Origin of the sequence: Shewanella sp. DAU305 (genome assembly GCF_026802235.1) — a bacterium.
Lineage (GTDB): Bacteria > Pseudomonadota > Gammaproteobacteria > Enterobacterales > Shewanellaceae > Shewanella > Shewanella baltica.
Window position 1 is genome coordinate 1336006 of sequence record NZ_CP113808.1, and the last position, 18175, is coordinate 1354180.

At 46.6% G+C, this 18175-nt stretch carries 4 protein-coding genes, 1 tRNA gene, 3 rRNA genes and 2 pseudogenes; 8 read left to right on the forward strand and 2 right to left on the reverse strand.

The genetic code is table 11. The features are described from left to right. Nucleotides 1-57: 57 nt before the first annotated feature. The 5 genes from OX890_RS05860 to OX890_RS05880 all read left to right on the forward strand — a co-directional run bounded on the left by OX890_RS05860 (nt 58) and on the right by OX890_RS05880 (nt 10804). Nucleotides 58-4611: an ATP-binding protein gene (locus OX890_RS05860; RefSeq protein ID WP_268650239.1), complete on the forward strand. Its 4554-nt coding sequence runs from the start codon at nt 58-60 to the stop codon at nt 4609-4611. Between the two features lie 960 nt (nt 4612-5571). After that, nucleotides 5572-7115: ribosomal RNA gene (locus OX890_RS05865) — 16S ribosomal RNA — on the forward strand. 367 nt (nt 7116-7482) lie between these two features. Then, a 23S ribosomal RNA gene (locus tag OX890_RS05870) occupies nt 7483-10385 on the forward strand. A gap of 190 nt (nt 10386-10575) precedes the next feature. Then, nucleotides 10576-10691, forward strand: a 5S ribosomal RNA gene (gene rrf, locus OX890_RS05875). Together the 16S, 23S and 5S rRNA genes with 1 tRNA gene alongside form the textbook arrangement of a ribosomal RNA operon. 36 nt (nt 10692-10727) lie before the next feature. Then, nucleotides 10728-10804: transfer RNA gene (locus OX890_RS05880), tRNA-Asp, on the forward strand. A 372-nt stretch (nt 10805-11176) separates the two neighbouring features. On the opposite strand, the pseudogene OX890_RS05885 reads toward OX890_RS05880, so the two are convergent. After that, nucleotides 11177-12171, reverse strand: a pseudogene (locus tag OX890_RS05885) (IS110 family transposase). Nucleotides 12172-12745: 574 nt separating this feature from the next. On the opposite strand from OX890_RS05885, the pseudogene OX890_RS21160 reads away from it, so the two are divergent. Both OX890_RS21160 and fusA read left to right on the forward strand, forming a co-directional pair. Then, nucleotides 12746-14205, forward strand: a pseudogene (locus OX890_RS21160) (diguanylate cyclase). 440 nt (nt 14206-14645) lie between these two features. Beyond that, a complete protein-coding gene (gene fusA / locus OX890_RS05900; protein ID WP_107402610.1) occupies nt 14646-16739 on the forward strand; it encodes an elongation factor G in 2094 nt (697 codons plus the stop codon). 176 nt (nt 16740-16915) lie between these two features. Here fusA and OX890_RS05905 read toward each other — a convergent pair whose 3' ends face one another. Beyond that, the gene (locus tag OX890_RS05905) at nt 16916-17803 is read right to left on the reverse strand and encodes a LysR family transcriptional regulator (protein WP_006086011.1); all 888 of its coding nucleotides are present in this window, start codon (nt 17801-17803) and stop codon (nt 16916-16918) included. 93 nt (nt 17804-17896) lie between these two features. On the opposite strand from OX890_RS05905, the gene OX890_RS05910 reads away from it, so the two are divergent. After that, a complete protein-coding gene (locus tag OX890_RS05910) occupies nt 17897-18049 on the forward strand; it encodes a hypothetical protein (protein ID WP_006086010.1) in 153 nt (50 codons plus the stop codon). Nucleotides 18050-18175 lie beyond the last annotated feature (126 nt).

Genomic DNA, 18175 nt, shown 5'->3' on the forward strand with positions numbered 1-18175 from the left:
TAACAAAGTTATATTTATTGGCTAAAAATTTTCAGAGGCTAAGCAGAGGATCTTTTGATGACCAGCAATAATCAGCCCACACACATGACTCAAGCCCAAACGCCCGATCCGCTTTTTTTACAAGCCGAGCATTTGGCAAAGGATTTTTCTCTGTTTCCTAAGCACAGTAAACAGAGTTTATCGGAAGAAATTAAAGGTCTTTTAAATGAGGATGCCATTCAGGCAAACTTGAAAGACTTGGCATCGTTAGATGTCGACGGTTACGTTACTAAAGTAATCCAGCCGACCCAAGATAAAGGTCGTCCTGGTGCAAAACGTATCATTGCCGATCTTAAAGGTCGCTTGATTACTGAAACTCACTTGGGCTCTTTTTACAGTGCTGAGGTCGAGCTGAACTTTGGTTCACGCACTCGTCGTATTGGCTTTATCGCCCAAGAACGCACTACCGCAAACGGTGCTTGGATGCCTGAGCATCATTACGCCGCCTGTAAAGCAATTCGTCATTTTGCCGAATTGTCTATGCCTATTATCTATTTAATTGATACTCCTGGAGCGGATGCTGGCGAAATCGCTAACAGCCAAAACCAAGCGCATTCAATTTCTAAAGCTATTGCAGAAAGCGCTAACGTTGACGTACCGACAGTCGGTATTGTGATCGGTGCCGGTTATTCTGGTGGTGCGATTCCATTAGCGGCGGCGAACATTCTGTTGTCGTTGCGTGACGGTATTTTCAACACGATCCAGCCACAAGGTCTGCAAAGTATTGCCCGTAAGTACAACTTATCTTGGCAAGAATGTGCGAAATCTGTGGGTGTATCACCAGAAGAGCTTTATACCTCTGGTTGTATCGACGGTATTATCGACTTTTCACCGGGCGACCGTGATGAGCGTCAGCACAATCTGCGCCGCGCTATTATTAGCAGCGTAGAAGCGGTTGAGCGTGCAGCGATGAATTTTGTACGTGAATCTAAAGATTTACGTGAGCATTATGATCGCAGCTTAACCCGTTTCCTAAATCCATCTAAAAACCTGATGGCTTTGGAACTGAACGCAGAATTGGCTGTGGCAACGAGCCCAACCAGTCACCACAACCTGTTCGGCAGCGCCTATCGTTATCTGCGTTATTTAACGCTACGTAGCCGTATCCATTCAATTTCTCAAGAGCAATATGGTCGTCTGTCACGTGCTAGTGTGCCAGAAGGTGATTTGTTGGCGCGTATCCAACAGGAACAAGATCGTGTGTTCCAAGCTTGGTTATCTAACCCAGATAAACTGGTTTATGACGAAGAACTGAATAAATTGTGGACTACTTTTGTCGCTAAGCGTGATGAAGTGTCTACCGAGCGTAACATGTTGACTCGTTTGATTTTGGGTGAACCAAAAGAGAACTATAAGAAAGCACGTAAGGCGCTGTTATTTAACATCAGCTGGTCTTTGTATCACCGCTGGAAGAGTAATGCGGCCAACAACTTCAAAGGGCTGATTCAGCACTTAGAAAGTTTGCCAAAGTCTGTGACTCAAGCTAAATGGCCTGAGCTGAATCAGCTGACAGTACTCGATGTGGTTGTGAATGAAGAGCTGCGTGAAGACTTTATTTGGCAATGCCATAACATTCTGATCTTCAATGCCTTGTACGACAACGTTGTCGGCAGCTTAGCGTCAATCGCGAAAGAAGCCATGATGTCGAAGAGTTTGTCACGTAATTCAGTGAACAACCTGCTGCACAAGTCAATTGACCATGCAATGTCGACACAAGATACCTCGAACGACAAAGCTAAGTTCTACAAGTGGCTTAAATACTTCATGGGTCAATCGAACCGTGCAGATTTATTAGTCCGCGTAGAACAGTGGAAGAGTGTGGGTTTCCCGCAGCTTAACGACAGTCTATTCGTGGTACTGACTTACTTCTTCGAACGTTTACTGCCTGAGTATTTCGATAGCGAAAGCGATACCAGTAAGTACACTGGCGCGATCAACCCTGTGCGTATCGGTCGTCGTAAGGACTTCTGGAACCGCTTGACCATGGGTTATCAGGATCTATTGATCCAAAAAGTGCTGCGTGACGAAAAACGTAAAGGCAACATGACTTGGGAAAATGTGGTTAAGCAGTTCTTTACCCATTTCGAAGAGATCAATGGCGACAAAATGTCGGCTAACTTGCTCAACTTCCCTGGCTTCCGTTTATCGATTGAAGACGCGTTAGATAAAGGCATTCGCCCATGTGGTTTGATCACAGGTATTGCTGACTTCAAAGAGAAAGGTCAAAAAGTGCGTGTGGGTGTGGCTGTGTCTAACACTGCATTCCAAGCCGGTGCATTCGATATGGCCAGTGCCGAGAAATTCTCTGCGCTGTTGATCGAGTGTGCTAAGCGTAAATTACCTGTCGTGTGCTTTATCAGTTCTGGCGGTATGCAGACTAAAGAAGGTGCTGCGGCACTATTCTCTATGGCTGTGGTGAACGACCGTATCACGCGCTTTGTTCGTGATAACGAATTGCCAGTATTGATGTTTGGTTTTGGTGACTGTACCGGTGGTGCGCAGGCGAGTTTTGTGACTCACCCATTAGTGCAAACTTACTACCTGTCTGGTACTAACATGCCATTCGCGGGTCAAATGGTAGTGCCAGCTTACTTACCATCAACGGCGACTCTGTCTAACTACTTGTCGAAAGTACCTGGCGCAATGGCGGGCTTAGTCCATAACCCATTCAGCGACAATTTAGACTCTCAGTTAGCGGGTATCGATCCTCTGATGCCAATGCCTTCGGCAAAAATTAACGACGTGATCATCAATGCACTGTCGACCTTAGTGGTTGAAGCAACTGTTGAAGAAGAAGTGATAGTGCAGAACGATCCACGCCAGTTAATGAAGCCAATTAACAAAGTATTGGTTCACGCCCGTGGTTGTACTGCGGTGAAATTGATCCGTAAGGCTCACGACAATAATATCAATGTGGTATTAGTGGCGTCTGATCCTGATATGACGTCAGTACCAGCCGACATGTTGAAAGACACCGACAAGTTAGTTTGTTTAGGGGGTAATACCTCGGACGAAAGTTACTTGAATGCTTACTCAGTGCTGAAAGTGGCCGAGTATGAGCAAGTGGATGCATTACACCCTGGTATCGGTTTCCTATCAGAAAGCCCGCAGTTTGCTGCACTGTGTGTGAATAACGGTGTTAACTTCGTCGGTCCTAGCGTGCATTCAATGACGACTATGGGTAACAAGTCGAACGCAATTAAGACATCACAAGCGCAAAATGTACCTGTAGTGCCTGGTTCTCACGGCATTCTGACCAATGCAGAGCAAGCCGTGAACGTGGCGAGCGAAATTGGCTATCCAGTACTGCTTAAAGCGGTACAAGGTGGTGGCGGTAAAGGTATTCAGGTAGTGAAACGCCCTGAAGACATGATTGGTCTATTCCAAAAAACGGCAACCGAAGCGGCTGCAGCCTTTGGTAACGGTGACTTGTACTTAGAGAAATATGTGACATCACTGCGTCACATCGAAGTGCAGTTACTGCGTGATAAGTTCGGTAATGCGAAAGTATTAGGTTTGCGTGACTGTTCGGTTCAACGTAATAACCAAAAAGTGGTCGAAGAATCTGGTTCAACTATGTTGCCAGATGAGCTGAAGCGACAAGTGCTGGCTTATACTCGTGCCTTAGGTGACGCGACCGATTACATGGGCGCAGGTACCGTTGAGTTTATCTATAACTTAGATGCCAACGAAGTGTACTTTATGGAAATGAACACGCGTCTGCAGGTTGAGCATCCAGTTACGGAAGCGACTTCAGGTATTGATATCGTTAGTGCGCAGTTTGATATTGCCGCTGGCCGTTCAATTGAAGCGTTAGAACCTAAAGAAATTGGTTATGCGATGGAAGTACGTGTGACGGCTGAGAAAGCGGCGCTCGATAGCCATGGTATACTGCAGTTGATCCCAAATCCGGGCAAGATCACTGAGTGTGTGTTCCCTGATCATCCCGATGTGGAAATCATTTCGATTGCAGCGCCAGGTAAAGAAGTATCGCCATACTACGATAGCTTGATTGCGCAAATCATCATGCGCGGTGAAAACCGTGAGGATGTGATTGCCAAACTGTACGAATACTTAGACAGCGTAGTGCTGAAAGGCATCGCGACTAACATTCCGTTACTCAAGCTTATTCTGAAAGACGGCACCTTCAACGAAGGTGTTTACGATACTAACTATCTGCCACGTTTAATGGCTGAGCTGGACATTCCTGCGTTGATCGCTGAAATGGAAGCCGCCGCTGAAACTGTGGAAGTGGACACTGAGTCACTGCGCGTTGGTGAAAGTAACGAACTGAAAGTGTTAGCCCAAGGCGCAGGTATCTTCTATACCTCTTCTGCACCGGGTGAAGCGGACTTCGTGAAAGAAGGTGACATAGTCACAGTCGATCAAACGCTAGCATTAACAGAAGCGATGAAGATGTTCTCGCAAGTGACCTTAGCCGGCTTTAACCGTCAGAGTGCGATTCTGTACCCTGAGAATAAGAAGTATCGCATCGAGCGCATCCTGAACAGCAATGGTCAGCAAGTGTCTCAAGGTGACTTACTGTTCGTGGTCTCGCCAGTAGAAGAATAAGCTCAGCGTTTAACGCCATAGCTAAATAAGAAAATACCCGCCACTGGCGGGTATTTTTTGCTTCAAAATTATTGCCACTAAATTTCCTGTCACAAAATATAGGTCAGCGAGCATGCCGCTCATAATGTGCATGACGTCTTTGATGAATCAACTTAGCTTTATATAGATAAGCTCATAACTAACAAGTGGCCAATATCAGCTTTGTGCAATACGACCTGTATTTCTGATTAAGTCGTCAAAGAGTCTCTTTAATCAGCCGTTCGCCTATTAAAACTGAATAGGCAGCACCAAGAACCTACCTTTGGCCTCGATAATCAACGAAAACCCCATGCCTTATCCTTAGTAATACAGGCCAATCCAACCTCATATTAAGCTGAAACTGACTCAAAATTGAGCTGAGTGTGGATAAGTTTGGGGGTAAGTGGTGGGTATGATGTGATTAGCTTGAATGATATGAATTAACTGCAGATTTCCTTAAAAAAGGGGTTGCGCACTTTCTCAATCTCCCTATAATGCGCATCCACTGACACGGCAGACAGCGAAAGCAAGCTGACGAGTTAGGTTGAATTAAATGGCTTACTCTCTGTTGAGAATGGCACTTAATTCAAGCGCAGCAAGAAGTTGAAAAATACTCCTTGACGTGAAACGGGAAATGCGTAGAATACGCAGCCCTAGCCAACTGGAAGCGTTCAGCGCTCAGTGTGGTACTCAAGTTCTCTTACGAATATTGAGTTGCTCTTTAACAAGATAAAACAAGAAATCTGTGTGGACACTCGCAGGTGTTGAGTTAATCGAAATTACTTTACTTTCGAGTGAGTAATCAAAGAATTAAATCAATGATGAAGAGTGTTCATAGCAATATGTACAGTTTGTTTCGACACTTCTTTTATAAAGAGTGCGAGAAACAAAAAATCAGAATTCATTGAGCAGCTGAAGTCGCAAGACGGAAGCAAAAAACTTTAATTGAAGAGTTTGATCATGGCTCAGATTGAACGCTGGCGGCAGGCCTAACACATGCAAGTCGAGCGGCAGCGGGAAGATAGCTTGCTATCTTTGCCGGCGAGCGGCGGACGGGTGAGTAATGCCTAGGGATCTGCCCAGTCGAGGGGGATAACAGTTGGAAACGACTGCTAATACCGCATACGCCCTACGGGGGAAAGGAGGGGACCTTCGGGCCTTCCGCGATTGGATGAACCTAGGTGGGATTAGCTAGTTGGTGAGGTAATGGCTCACCAAGGCGACGATCCCTAGCTGTTCTGAGAGGATGATCAGCCACACTGGGACTGAGACACGGCCCAGACTCCTACGGGAGGCAGCAGTGGGGAATATTGCACAATGGGGGAAACCCTGATGCAGCCATGCCGCGTGTGTGAAGAAGGCCTTCGGGTTGTAAAGCACTTTCAGTAGGGAGGAAAGGTAGCAGTTTAATACGCTGTTACTGTGACGTTACCTACAGAAGAAGGACCGGCTAACTCCGTGCCAGCAGCCGCGGTAATACGGAGGGTCCGAGCGTTAATCGGAATTACTGGGCGTAAAGCGTGCGCAGGCGGTTTGTTAAGCGAGATGTGAAAGCCCCGGGCTCAACCTGGGAATTGCATTTCGAACTGGCGAACTAGAGTCTTGTAGAGGGGGGTAGAATTCCAGGTGTAGCGGTGAAATGCGTAGAGATCTGGAGGAATACCGGTGGCGAAGGCGGCCCCCTGGACAAAGACTGACGCTCAGGCACGAAAGCGTGGGGAGCAAACAGGATTAGATACCCTGGTAGTCCACGCCGTAAACGATGTCTACTCGGAGTTTGGTGTCTTGAACACTGGGCTCTCAAGCTAACGCATTAAGTAGACCGCCTGGGGAGTACGGCCGCAAGGTTAAAACTCAAATGAATTGACGGGGGCCCGCACAAGCGGTGGAGCATGTGGTTTAATTCGATGCAACGCGAAGAACCTTACCTACTCTTGACATCCACGGAATTCGCTAGAGATAGCTTAGTGCCTTCGGGAACCGTGAGACAGGTGCTGCATGGCTGTCGTCAGCTCGTGTTGTGAAATGTTGGGTTAAGTCCCGCAACGAGCGCAACCCCTATCCTTATTTGCCAGCACGTAATGGTGGGAACTCTAGGGAGACTGCCGGTGATAAACCGGAGGAAGGTGGGGACGACGTCAAGTCATCATGGCCCTTACGAGTAGGGCTACACACGTGCTACAATGGCGAGTACAGAGGGTTGCAAAGCCGCGAGGTGGAGCTAATCTCACAAAGCTCGTCGTAGTCCGGATTGGAGTCTGCAACTCGACTCCATGAAGTCGGAATCGCTAGTAATCGTGGATCAGAATGCCACGGTGAATACGTTCCCGGGCCTTGTACACACCGCCCGTCACACCATGGGAGTGGGCTGCAAAAGAAGTGGGTAGCTTAACCTTCGGGGGGCGCTCACCACTTTGTGGTTCATGACTGGGGTGAAGTCGTAACAAGGTAGCCCTAGGGGAACCTGGGGCTGGATCACCTCCTTACCTATACGACTAACTTAATGTTTGTTGAGTGTTCACACAGATTGCTTGTTTATCTTCTCTTAGGAGAAGTCAGAGCTGAATGCGCCGCTAGCCGGTACGCATTGTTCTTTAACAATTTGGAAAGCTGATAGTATGTAACGTGATGATGTCTGTCGTCATGTTACTTACAAACCGATGTAAACGTGGAAACGTTTGCATCATGAGTTCTCAAACACTTTATTAAGTGTCTTGAATATTCAAAAGTAAATTATTCTTTACTGAATAGTTTACGTCTAAGGCGCGTCCACTTTCTTGGTCGGAAGTGAGACAAGTAAAACCAAGCTGGTCGCAATGCGACTCAGATGAGTGAAACTCATTTGGGTTGTATGGTTAAGCGACTAAGCGTATACGGTGGATGCCTTGGCAGTCAGAGGCGATGAAGGACGTAGTAACTTGCGAAAAGCGTTGGCGAGCTAGTAACAAGCATTTGAGCTAACGATGTCCGAATGGGGGAACCCAGCAGCATAAGCTGTTATCGCAACATGAATACATAGTGTTGCGAGGCGAACCCGGGGAACTGAAACATCTAAGTACCCGGAGGAAAAGAAATCAACCGAGATTCCCCTAGTAGCGGCGAGCGAACGGGGATTAGCCCTTAAGTCAGTGGGGTGTTAGTGGAATGTGTTGGAAAGCACAGCGGCACAGGGTGATAGCCCCGTACATGAAAACTAACCATTGATGAAAACGAGTAAGGCGGGACACGTGACATCCTGTTTGAATATGGGGGGACCATCCTCCAAGGCTAAATACTCCTGACTGACCGATAGTGAACCAGTACCGTGAGGGAAAGGCGAAAAGAACCCCTGTGAGGGGAGTGAAATAGAACCTGAAACCGTATACGTACAAGCAGTGGGAGCGGTTCTTGAGACCGTGACTGCGTACCTTTTGTATAATGGGTCAGCGACTTACATTTTGTAGCGAGGTTAAGCGAATAGCGGAGCCGTAGGGAAACCGAGTGTTAACTGCGCGTTTAGTTGCAAGGTGTAGACCCGAAACCCGGTGATCTAGCCATGGGCAGGTTGAAGGTTGAGTAACATCAACTGGAGGACCGAACCGACTAATGTTGAAAAATTAGCGGATGACTTGTGGCTGGGGGTGAAAGGCCAATCAAACCGGGAGATATCTGGTTCTCCTCGAAAGCTATTTAGGTAGCGCCTCGAGCGAATACCATTGGGGGTAGAGCACTGTTAAGGCTAGGGGGTCATCCCGACTTACCAACCCTTTGCAAACTCCGAATACCAATGAGTACTACTCGGGAGACAGACGGCGGGTGCTAACGTCCGTCGTCAAAAGGGAAACAACCCAGACCGTCAGCTAAGGTCCCAAAGTACTAGCTAAGTGGGAAACGATGTGGGAAGGCTTAGACAGCTAGGATGTTGGCTTAGAAGCAGCCATCATTTAAAGAAAGCGTAATAGCTCACTAGTCGAGTCGGCCTGCGCGGAAGATGTAACGGGGCTAAGCTAGTCACCGAAGCTACGGGTGCACAGTTTACTGTGCGCGGTAGAGGAGCGTTCTGTAAGCCGTTGAAGGTGAAGGGGTAACCCACGCTGGAGGTATCAGAAGTGCGAATGCTGACATGAGTAACGATAAAGGGGGTGAAAAACCCCCTCGCCGAAAGACCAAGGGTTCCTGTCCAACGTTAATCGGGGCAGGGTGAGTCGACCCCTAAGGTGAGGCCGAAAGGCGTAATCGATGGGAAACAGATTAATATTTCTGTACTTCCGCTAACTGCGATGGAGAGACGGAGAAGGCTAGGCTAGCGCGGCGTTGGTAGTCCGCGTTTAAGGTGGTAGGTTGATTTCTTAGGCAAATCCGGGGAATCGCACTTTAGTGTGCAGACTGAGAGCTGATGACGAGGTCCTAAGGGACTGAAGTAGTTGATGCCATGCTTCCAGGAAAATCTTCTAAGCTTCAGGTTAGTGGGAATCGTACCCCAAACCGACACAGGTGGTCGGGTAGAGAATACCAAGGCGCTTGAGAGAACTCGGCTGAAGGAACTAGGCAAAATGGTACCGTAACTTCGGGAGAAGGTACGCTCTTGTTGGTGATGAGACTTGCTCTCTAAGCTGACGGGAGTCGCAGATACCAGGTGGCTGCAACTGTTTATCAAAAACACAGCACTGTGCAAACTCGCAAGAGGAAGTATACGGTGTGACGCCTGCCCGGTGCCGGAAGGTTAATTGATTGGGTTATCGCAAGAGAAGCTCATGATCGAAGCCCCGGTAAACGGCGGCCGTAACTATAACGGTCCTAAGGTAGCGAAATTCCTTGTCGGGTAAGTTCCGACCTGCACGAATGGCGTAATGATGGCCACGCTGTCTCCAGCCGAGACTCAGTGAAGTTGAAATTGCGGTGAAGATGCCGTATACCCGCGGCTAGACGGAAAGACCCCGTGAACCTTTACTATAGCTTGGCACTGAACATTGAACCTACATGTGTAGGATAGGTGGGAGACTTTGAAGTTATGACGCTAGTCATGATGGAGTCGTCCTTGAAATACCACCCTTGTAGTTTTGATGTTCTAACCTAGGTCCCTTATCGGGATTAGGGACAGTGCCTGGTGGGTAGTTTGACTGGGGCGGTCTCCTCCCAAAGAGTAACGGAGGAGCACGAAGGTTGGCTAAGTACGGTCGGACATCGTACGGTTAGTGCAATGGCATAAGCCAGCTTAACTGCGAGACATACACGTCGAGCAGGTACGAAAGTAGGTCATAGTGATCCGGTGGTTCTGAATGGAAGGGCCATCGCTCAACGGATAAAAGGTACTCCGGGGATAACAGGCTGATACCGCCCAAGAGTTCATATCGACGGCGGTGTTTGGCACCTCGATGTCGGCTCATCACATCCTGGGGCTGAAGTCGGTCCCAAGGGTATGGCTGTTCGCCATTTAAAGTGGTACGCGAGCTGGGTTCAGAACGTCGTGAGACAGTTCGGTCCCTATCTGCCGTGGGCGTTGGATGATTGAAGGGAGCTGCTCCTAGTACGAGAGGACCGGAGTGGACGAACCGCTGGTGTTCGGGTTGTCATGCCAATGGCATTGCCCGGTAGCTACGTTCGGAATCGATAACCGCTGAAAGCATCTAAGCGGGAAGCGAGCCCTAAGATGAGTCATCCCTAGGAATTTAATTCCTCTAAAGAGCCGTTCGAGACTAGGACGTTGATAGGCATGGTGTGTAAGCGTTGTGAGGCGTTGAGCTAACATGTACTAATGACTCGAGAGGCTTAACCATACAACCCAGATGGGTTTTACTGAAAATGTTCCAGACATTTTCTAGCACTTCCTCCTTCCATGGAGGTCGTACGAAAAGCCTTAGACAGAATATCGACACTTAATGAAGTGTGAACTCAAACAAAGCAAATCAGCTTTCCGAATTATTATTAGCGTGAGCCAGAGATGGACACGGTAATAAACAGAATTTGCTTGGTGACAATAGCCTTGTGGAACCACCTGATCCCATCCCGAACTCAGAAGTGAAACGCAAACGCGCCGATGGTAGTGTGGGGTCTCCCCATGTGAGAGTAGGTCATCGCCAAGCGCCTAATTTAGGTTAACGTGCAAACGTTAGACTAAAGGAGCGGTAGTTCAGTTGGTTAGAATACCGGCCTGTCACGCCGGGGGTCGCGGGTTCGAGTCCCGTCCGCTCCGCCAACATTTCGATAAGCCCTAACAGCAATGTTAGGGCTTTTTCGTATCTGGAATTTATCTATTTCAATCGTCGCGGAACAGCATTCCTGCTTAACAGCCTAGCTCGGCATATATGGACCCATCCGGTTTGCAAGACATTCGATAGCGATTTTGAGAAGAGTTCATTGCACCCATATATTCGGCCTGTTATTGAGGTATGCCTCTGGCCCTGATGGATATCTGCTTCTACTGTCCTTATCATCCTTGCGGCTTCATTATGAGCCTATGCCGAGCTAAGGTTTTCAGTAGATCAGTCTGACTGTCTCATCATCAATTCAAGTGTCTTAGCAACTTGCTGGTTGGTTAATTATTAACGTTTATTGAATCTATTCAGCACTATACTGGAAGTCGATATTCTTCGTCATGCGCCGCGATAACCCATGCCATTCTCGCGAGTTTATTGGCGACGGCTACACAGGCTCGGTTAAAACCTCGGCGTTCTGCTAACTGGATTGCCCAGCAACTAAATTTATCCTGTTTATGACAACTGTGCTGTAACACAGCTCTGGCGCCGTGGATGAACAGGGTACGTAAGTAAGCATTTCCCCGCTTGCTTATTCCAAGGAGGTTATCTTTACCTCCACTGCTGTGTTGCTTGGGAACCAAGCCACACCAAGCTGAAAAGTGTCTACCATTACTGAAATCTTTACCATCACCTGCGGCGGCATAAAAGGCGGTAGCGGTGACTGGACCAATACCTGGGATAGTTTCTAAACGCTGGCAAATCACATTGTTTTTAGTTTCAGTGAGCACTTGAACGTCACAACCCTTAAGCCGTTTTTCTATATCACTAAACTCTTCATATAACTGATAAAAAATGGCCCGACCTTTGGTAGTCAGCGCATTGGTTTCATCCGCTAAAATATCTGGAAACTGTACTTTAAAAGCCGATTTACTTTTGGTTATCACAATGCCGTATTCCGCTAACATCCCTCTGACTTGATTGATTAAGGCGGTTGATTGTTTAGTTAATCGTTCGCGCATGCGGTGGAGCAGTTGCACATCTTGCTGCTCAACGCTTTTGGGTTTTACAAACCGCATGTTGGGTCGCTGCGCAGCTTCAGCGATGGCTAGCGCATCGTTGTAGTAGGCACCACAAATTGAGGTGCGATTAGCTTGACGTTATGGCCCAACAGCTCAAATTCTCTGGCCCAGTAATTTGCTCCACCACAGGCTTCCATCACAATCAGACACGGCTCAATTTGAGCAAGAAAGGAAAGTAAGTCCTTGCGTCTAAGCATTTTCTTTTTGATTAACTTGCCTGCTTTATCGACACCAACAGCATGAAAAACAGACTTTGCGATATCTAAACCAATTGTAGTAATCTTCATAAGTGGACCCGTCCTCTTTCTGATGAGTTTTAGCGACTACATCGTGGCCCACTGTGAGGCCGATTAAAAGTGGATGGGTCCATTCCATTATCCATGCCTCTCGTTCATGGGCTTATCGCTGCGCGATATTTCACCCGCCAACATAAAGATGAAGGCCTCTACAGCAATGTAGAGGCTTTTTTCGTTTCGGCATATTAGACAATATCACTTTTGCCAAAACGATTGCGGGTTTGCTTTATCTTTATAGACAGGTACATCCTCGATATCACTATCAATTCATTGCGTCCTGTTAGGCTCATTAAAGCTGAAAGCCCAAATCTGAAATCTGAAAAAAAGTGATACGTTGCCTCAATTGTCACTTGCAGCGACGTTAACCTTCCTCACTCAAGAGGTTTTCTTTCCAGTCTACACACCCATTATTGCGTCGCGCAGGCACATATTTCAGCGTTTTGATCCGACTATTGATAAATAATAGCTACGCATTCGTAATGATGGGAATTGGTATTATGCGGTTTTGACGTATACACTTTTTTACATTCCCCATCGAGCGTCTGCTTTTAGGTTGAAACTATCAATGGAATTGCGTGACTTATTGAGGTTATTGCCGCTATTGATGTGTATGCCATTACTGGCTCATGCTGACCGTTTAGCGATGGCGATGGCGAATGCTAAGCTTGCTGGCCAAGACGTTAGCGTTAGCATGACTCAGACAGTCCGTTATTGTGTTGATCCTGACTGGTTACCCTATGAAGGAATCCGAGAGGGTAAACATCTGGGTATTTCGTCAGACTATATTAATTATATCGAATCGCATTCCTCCCTTAAGTTTCAGCTGGTGCCGACTTCCTCTTGGACCGAGACCTTATACTTTTTGCAAAGCGGGCAGTGTGATTTAACCCCTATGCTGAATAAAACCCTGATACGAGAGACTTATCTGCACTTCAGTGATGTCTATTTCCGCTCTCCTAATGTATTGGTGTCACTTAAAGATCAGCCTTTCTTGCAAGGATTTGAGAATATTGGGGCGCGTACTTTAGCCGTACCAAAAGGTTATCGTTTAGCCGAATATATTCAGCATTATTATCCTCAAATTGAGACGCTTACCGTTGCCAGTGAGCCAGCAGGATTGCAGTCGGTGCTGGATAAACGTGCCGATCTGTTTGTGGGATCGATGTTTTCGGTTAACTCCTACATCCAACAAACTGGATTTAATCATTTGAAAATAGCCGGTTGGGGCGGACCAGAAGATGAGTTGGGGATGGGGTTGCCTATGGTCAAGAGTCCTTGTTACCTGTGATAAATAAGGCCTTAAATGCTGTGAGTGAGCAGGAGCGGATCTTGATTTATCAGAAGTGGAATAATGTGACTGTCATAGATGAGACTAACTATTCGCTTGTTTATCAAGTTATCTGCGCGACGTGTTTGTTATTGCTAATGCTGGGGGCAAGAACTTACTTTATCAGCCAGTATAACCGTAGACTCACCGATAAGAATCAGCAGCTCGAAACCTTACGACAGCAGCTCGAGGCTTCAAATGCCGAACTCGAGTTTTTATCTACCCATGATCCCCTGACCAAGTTGTATAACCGACATTACTTTAATCGCCTGTTTATTAATAATGAGCAGCATGATAAATCTGCTAAAGCAGGCATGTGCCTGGTGATGATTGATATCGATTACTTTAAAGAGATTAATGACACGCTAGGGCATAACGTCGGTGATCGGATCCTTGAGCAAGTGTCGCAGGTGCTACAGCACTGTGTGCGTGAATCTGAGGTGGTTGCCCGTTGGGGCGGCGAAGAGTTTGTAATCCTCTGTCAGCAGTCATCTTTGCCCTTAGTTGAAAGCTTGTGTGTGCGGATAGCTGAGAGGATCAAACATTATCAATTTACTGACAATGTGCAGTTAACCTGCAGTTTTGGTGTTGCTAAGCTTGCCGATAACGAACCTATGATGTTGTGCTTTGAACGTGCTGATCGCGCGCTTTATCGCGCTAAAGCACAAGGGCGTAATCAAATGTGCACCGACAAATAAGCATTTCCGCAAGCGTGATTTGCCGTTATCTGAGCAAATGGCTTCCACTCAGTTGAATCAATGATGTCATCTTTATTTTAAAGAAAGGATTAACATTATTGCGCCAGCAGCAATGCATATCGGTTAATGTTCGATGTTTGTACTGACGATATGATAGAAATCCCTTGAAAATCACCTTATCCCATTAGAATGCGGTTTATTTAACGATTTTTATTGATTGGGTGAAAAATAAGCTAAAGTGTTTTACTTATCTGTTTTAGTTCGTGTTTATGGCTATTTACCTAAATTATTACGCGACTTTATCGTGAAAAAGTGCGCTATCCATTTGCGTGTAGCTGGGTTCCAATTTACAATATGCGCCTAAAATAATCTGATGTGCGGTGTGTCGGTATTTGTCGCATACTCCGTCTACTTCTTAAACTACTCATTAAAGTTGAATCATGACCGAATTATCCAAATACAGAAACATTGGTATCTTCGCTCACGTTGACGCGGGTAAAACCACGACCACCGAGCGTATCCTTAAGTTAACAGGAAGAATCCATAAAGCCGGTGAGACTCACGATGGCGAATCTACCACTGACTTCATGGTACAGGAAGCTGAGCGCGGTATTACTATTCAGTCTGCTGCTGTAAGTTGCTTCTGGAGAGATCACCGTTTCAACGTTATCGACACTCCAGGACACGTTGACTTCACCGTTGAAGTTTATCGTTCTCTGAAAGTGCTTGATGGCGGTATCGGTGTATTCTGTGGTTCAGGCGGTGTTGAGCCTCAATCAGAAACTAACTGGCGCTATGCGAACGAATCTGAAGTTGCGCGTATTATCTTCGTAAACAAGTTAGACCGTATGGGTGCTGACTTCTTACGCGTAGTTAAGCAAACTAAAGACGTATTAGCTGCTACTCCACTGGTTATGGTTCTGCCAATCGGTGTTGAAGACGAATTCACTGGTGTTGTTGATCTGTTATCTCGTAAAGCATACGTGTGGGATGAGTCTGGTTTACCAGAAAACTTTAATATCCAAGATGTACCTGCTGACATGGTTGACATGGTTGAAGAATACCGTGAAATGCTGATCGAAACTGCCGTTGAGCAAGACGATGCTGTGATGGAAGCGTACATGGAAGGCGAAGAGCCATCTATCGAAGATATCAAGCGTTGTATCCGCAAAGGTACTCGTACTATGGCTTTCTTCCCAACATACTGTGGTTCTGCGTTCAAGAACAAAGGTATGCAACTGGTTCTTGATGCTGTTGTTGATTATTTACCAGCACCAGACGAAGTTGAACCACAGCCATTAACTGACGAAGAAGGCAACGAAACTGGCGAATTCGCTATCGTTTCTGCTGATGAGCCATTAAAAGCGTTAGCGTTCAAAATCATGGATGACCGTTTCGGTGCCCTGACTTTCGTACGTATCTACTCAGGCCGTCTGAAGAAGGGTGATACCATCCTGAACAGCGCGACTGGCAAGACTGAACGTATCGGCCGTATGTGTGAAATGCTAGCTGATGACCGTATTGAAATTGAATCTGCTCAAGCTGGCGACATTATCGCTATCGTGGGTATGAAAAACGTTCAAACTGGTCACACTTTATGTGACGTGAAACACCCAGTTACCTTAGAAGCTATGGTGTTCCCAGAGCCAGTTATCTCTATCGCAGTAGCGCCAAAAGATAAAGGCGGTTCTGAGAAAATGGGTATCGCTATCGGTAAGATGATCGCTGAAGATCCATCATTCCGCGTAGAAACTGACGAAGATTCAGGTGAAACCATCCTTAAAGGTATGGGCGAACTTCACTTAGATATCAAAGTAGACATTCTGAAGCGTACTTATGGTGTTGAATTGATCGTAGGTGAGCCACAAGTTGCTTACCGTGAAACCATTACTCAAATGGTTGAAGATCAATACACTCACAAGAAACAATCAGGTGGTTCTGGTCAATTCGGTAAGATCGAATATATCATCCGCCCAGGTGAGCCAAACACTGGTTTCGTGTTCAAATCTTCAGTTGTTGGTGGTAGCGTTCCGAAGGAATTCTGGCCAGCAGTTGAGAAAGGTTTCGCGAGCATGATGAACACAGGTACTATCGCTGGCTTCCCAGTGTTAGACGTTGAGTTCGAATTAACTGACGGTGCATTCCACGCAGTTGACTCATCAGCAATCGCGTTCGAAATCGCTGCTAAAGGCGCTTTCCGTCAGTCTATCGCTAAAGCTAAACCACAACTTCTTGAGCCAATCATGAAAGTTGACGTGTTCAGCCCAGATGACAACGTGGGTGATGTGATCGGTGACTTAAACCGTCGTCGCGGCATGATCAAAGACCAAGTTGCTGGTGTGACAGGTGTTCGCGTTAAAGCTGACGTACCGTTATCAGAAATGTTCGGTTATATCGGTACTTTACGTACAATGACTTCTGGTCGTGGTCAGTTCTCTATGGAGTTCTCACACTACAGCCAATGTCCAGCTAGCGTAGCTGAGAAAGTTGTTGCTCAAGTTAAAGAACGTAAAGCTGCTGAAGCTAAGAAGTAATTCTTAACTAATCTTGGCTAATATTTAGTTAGCTAATAAAAACCGCTGTCGGCCTCTAGGCTCGCAGCGGTTTTTTTATGGGATAGATCCAACTGTAATCACCCGCTACGGCTGACGAAGTTTCGTATCCCGTTGTTTAAAATAATGTGATTGGTATTAGTTCTTGCTTTATCTTCTCAGCGTTCAGTTTTTTGTTTACTCAATTCGAGCAAGGCCTTGGCTGCCGGTGTTAAAGGTAAACTTTGGCGCCAAATAAGCGCCAGATCCCATGTCATTGCGGGCTGCATAGGTTTAAAGACCAGTTTGCTGGTGCTTAATCGATTGCAGATAGGCTCAGGTAAAATAGCGACGCCCATATCGGCTTCGACCATGGCGGCGAGGAAATCCCACTGGCCGCTGCGAAAGGCTATATTGAGTTGAACACCTGCTTTGCGACTGAGGCGATTAATCAGTTTAGCGAGGGAGAAGTCTTCGTTATAGAGGATAAAAGGATAGGGCTGGAAGTCCTGCCAGTTTAAGTGGTCTTTCTCGGCTAGGGGATGTCCCTCGGGCAGGCATGCGAGTAAAGGGTACTTAGTCAGGGGTTGGTTGACGAGTTCTGTCTCATGGGTCGTGGGTAGCGCGGTAAAGGCGATATCGAGACTGTTATTGAGCAATGCTTGTTCGCAGCCGAATCCACCGTACTCATACATGTGTAGTTCAACTCCCGGATAACGCTTACGATAGCTAGTGAGCAAACCAATAATAAGACTGCTCATCATAGGACATACACCCAGTCGCAACCGCCCCGATTTGAGACCGCTAAGGTTACTCATGTCCTCTTGCAGTCTATGCCATTGGCCGAGGATTTCCCGTGCACTGTGCTCAAAGAGCTGACCAGCTTGAGTTAACTCAACCTTTTGGTTATTCCGGATCAGCAAGGTTTCACCAAGGCTTTCTTCAAGTCTCTGGATTATTTTGCTTAGTGTCGGCTGGGTGATAAAACATTTCTGCGCGGCGCGGGTAAAATTTTCAGTTTCCACTAAGGTCAGAAAACACTGTAAGGTCTTGATTGGGATGTTCATGCTCAAATGGAATCCATATTATGGAATTTATTCATTTTACTAATGATAGTCTAAGTATTACTTTGACCTTGTTAACAAAACAGGGGAATACCGATGAAATCAAGTTCAAGTCTGTGGGTAGGTGCTTTGTGGCAGGCGGCTATGCCTGTGGCAAAAGATGTGCAAAAAGCAAAAGCGGCGCAAGTAACTAAAACGGCTCCAGCGGGTGATTTGCATAAAGCAAAACAACAAGTAAACCCAGCCTAGGCTGGGTTTTACTTTTCTGCGCTTTAGATTCTGCTCTTATCTTCATGTCCCTCGATTCTTACTTCGCCGTTTTAACTTCTGCTCAATCCCTTCCTTGGTGAAAGCACTGTTCAGCAACGGACGCTG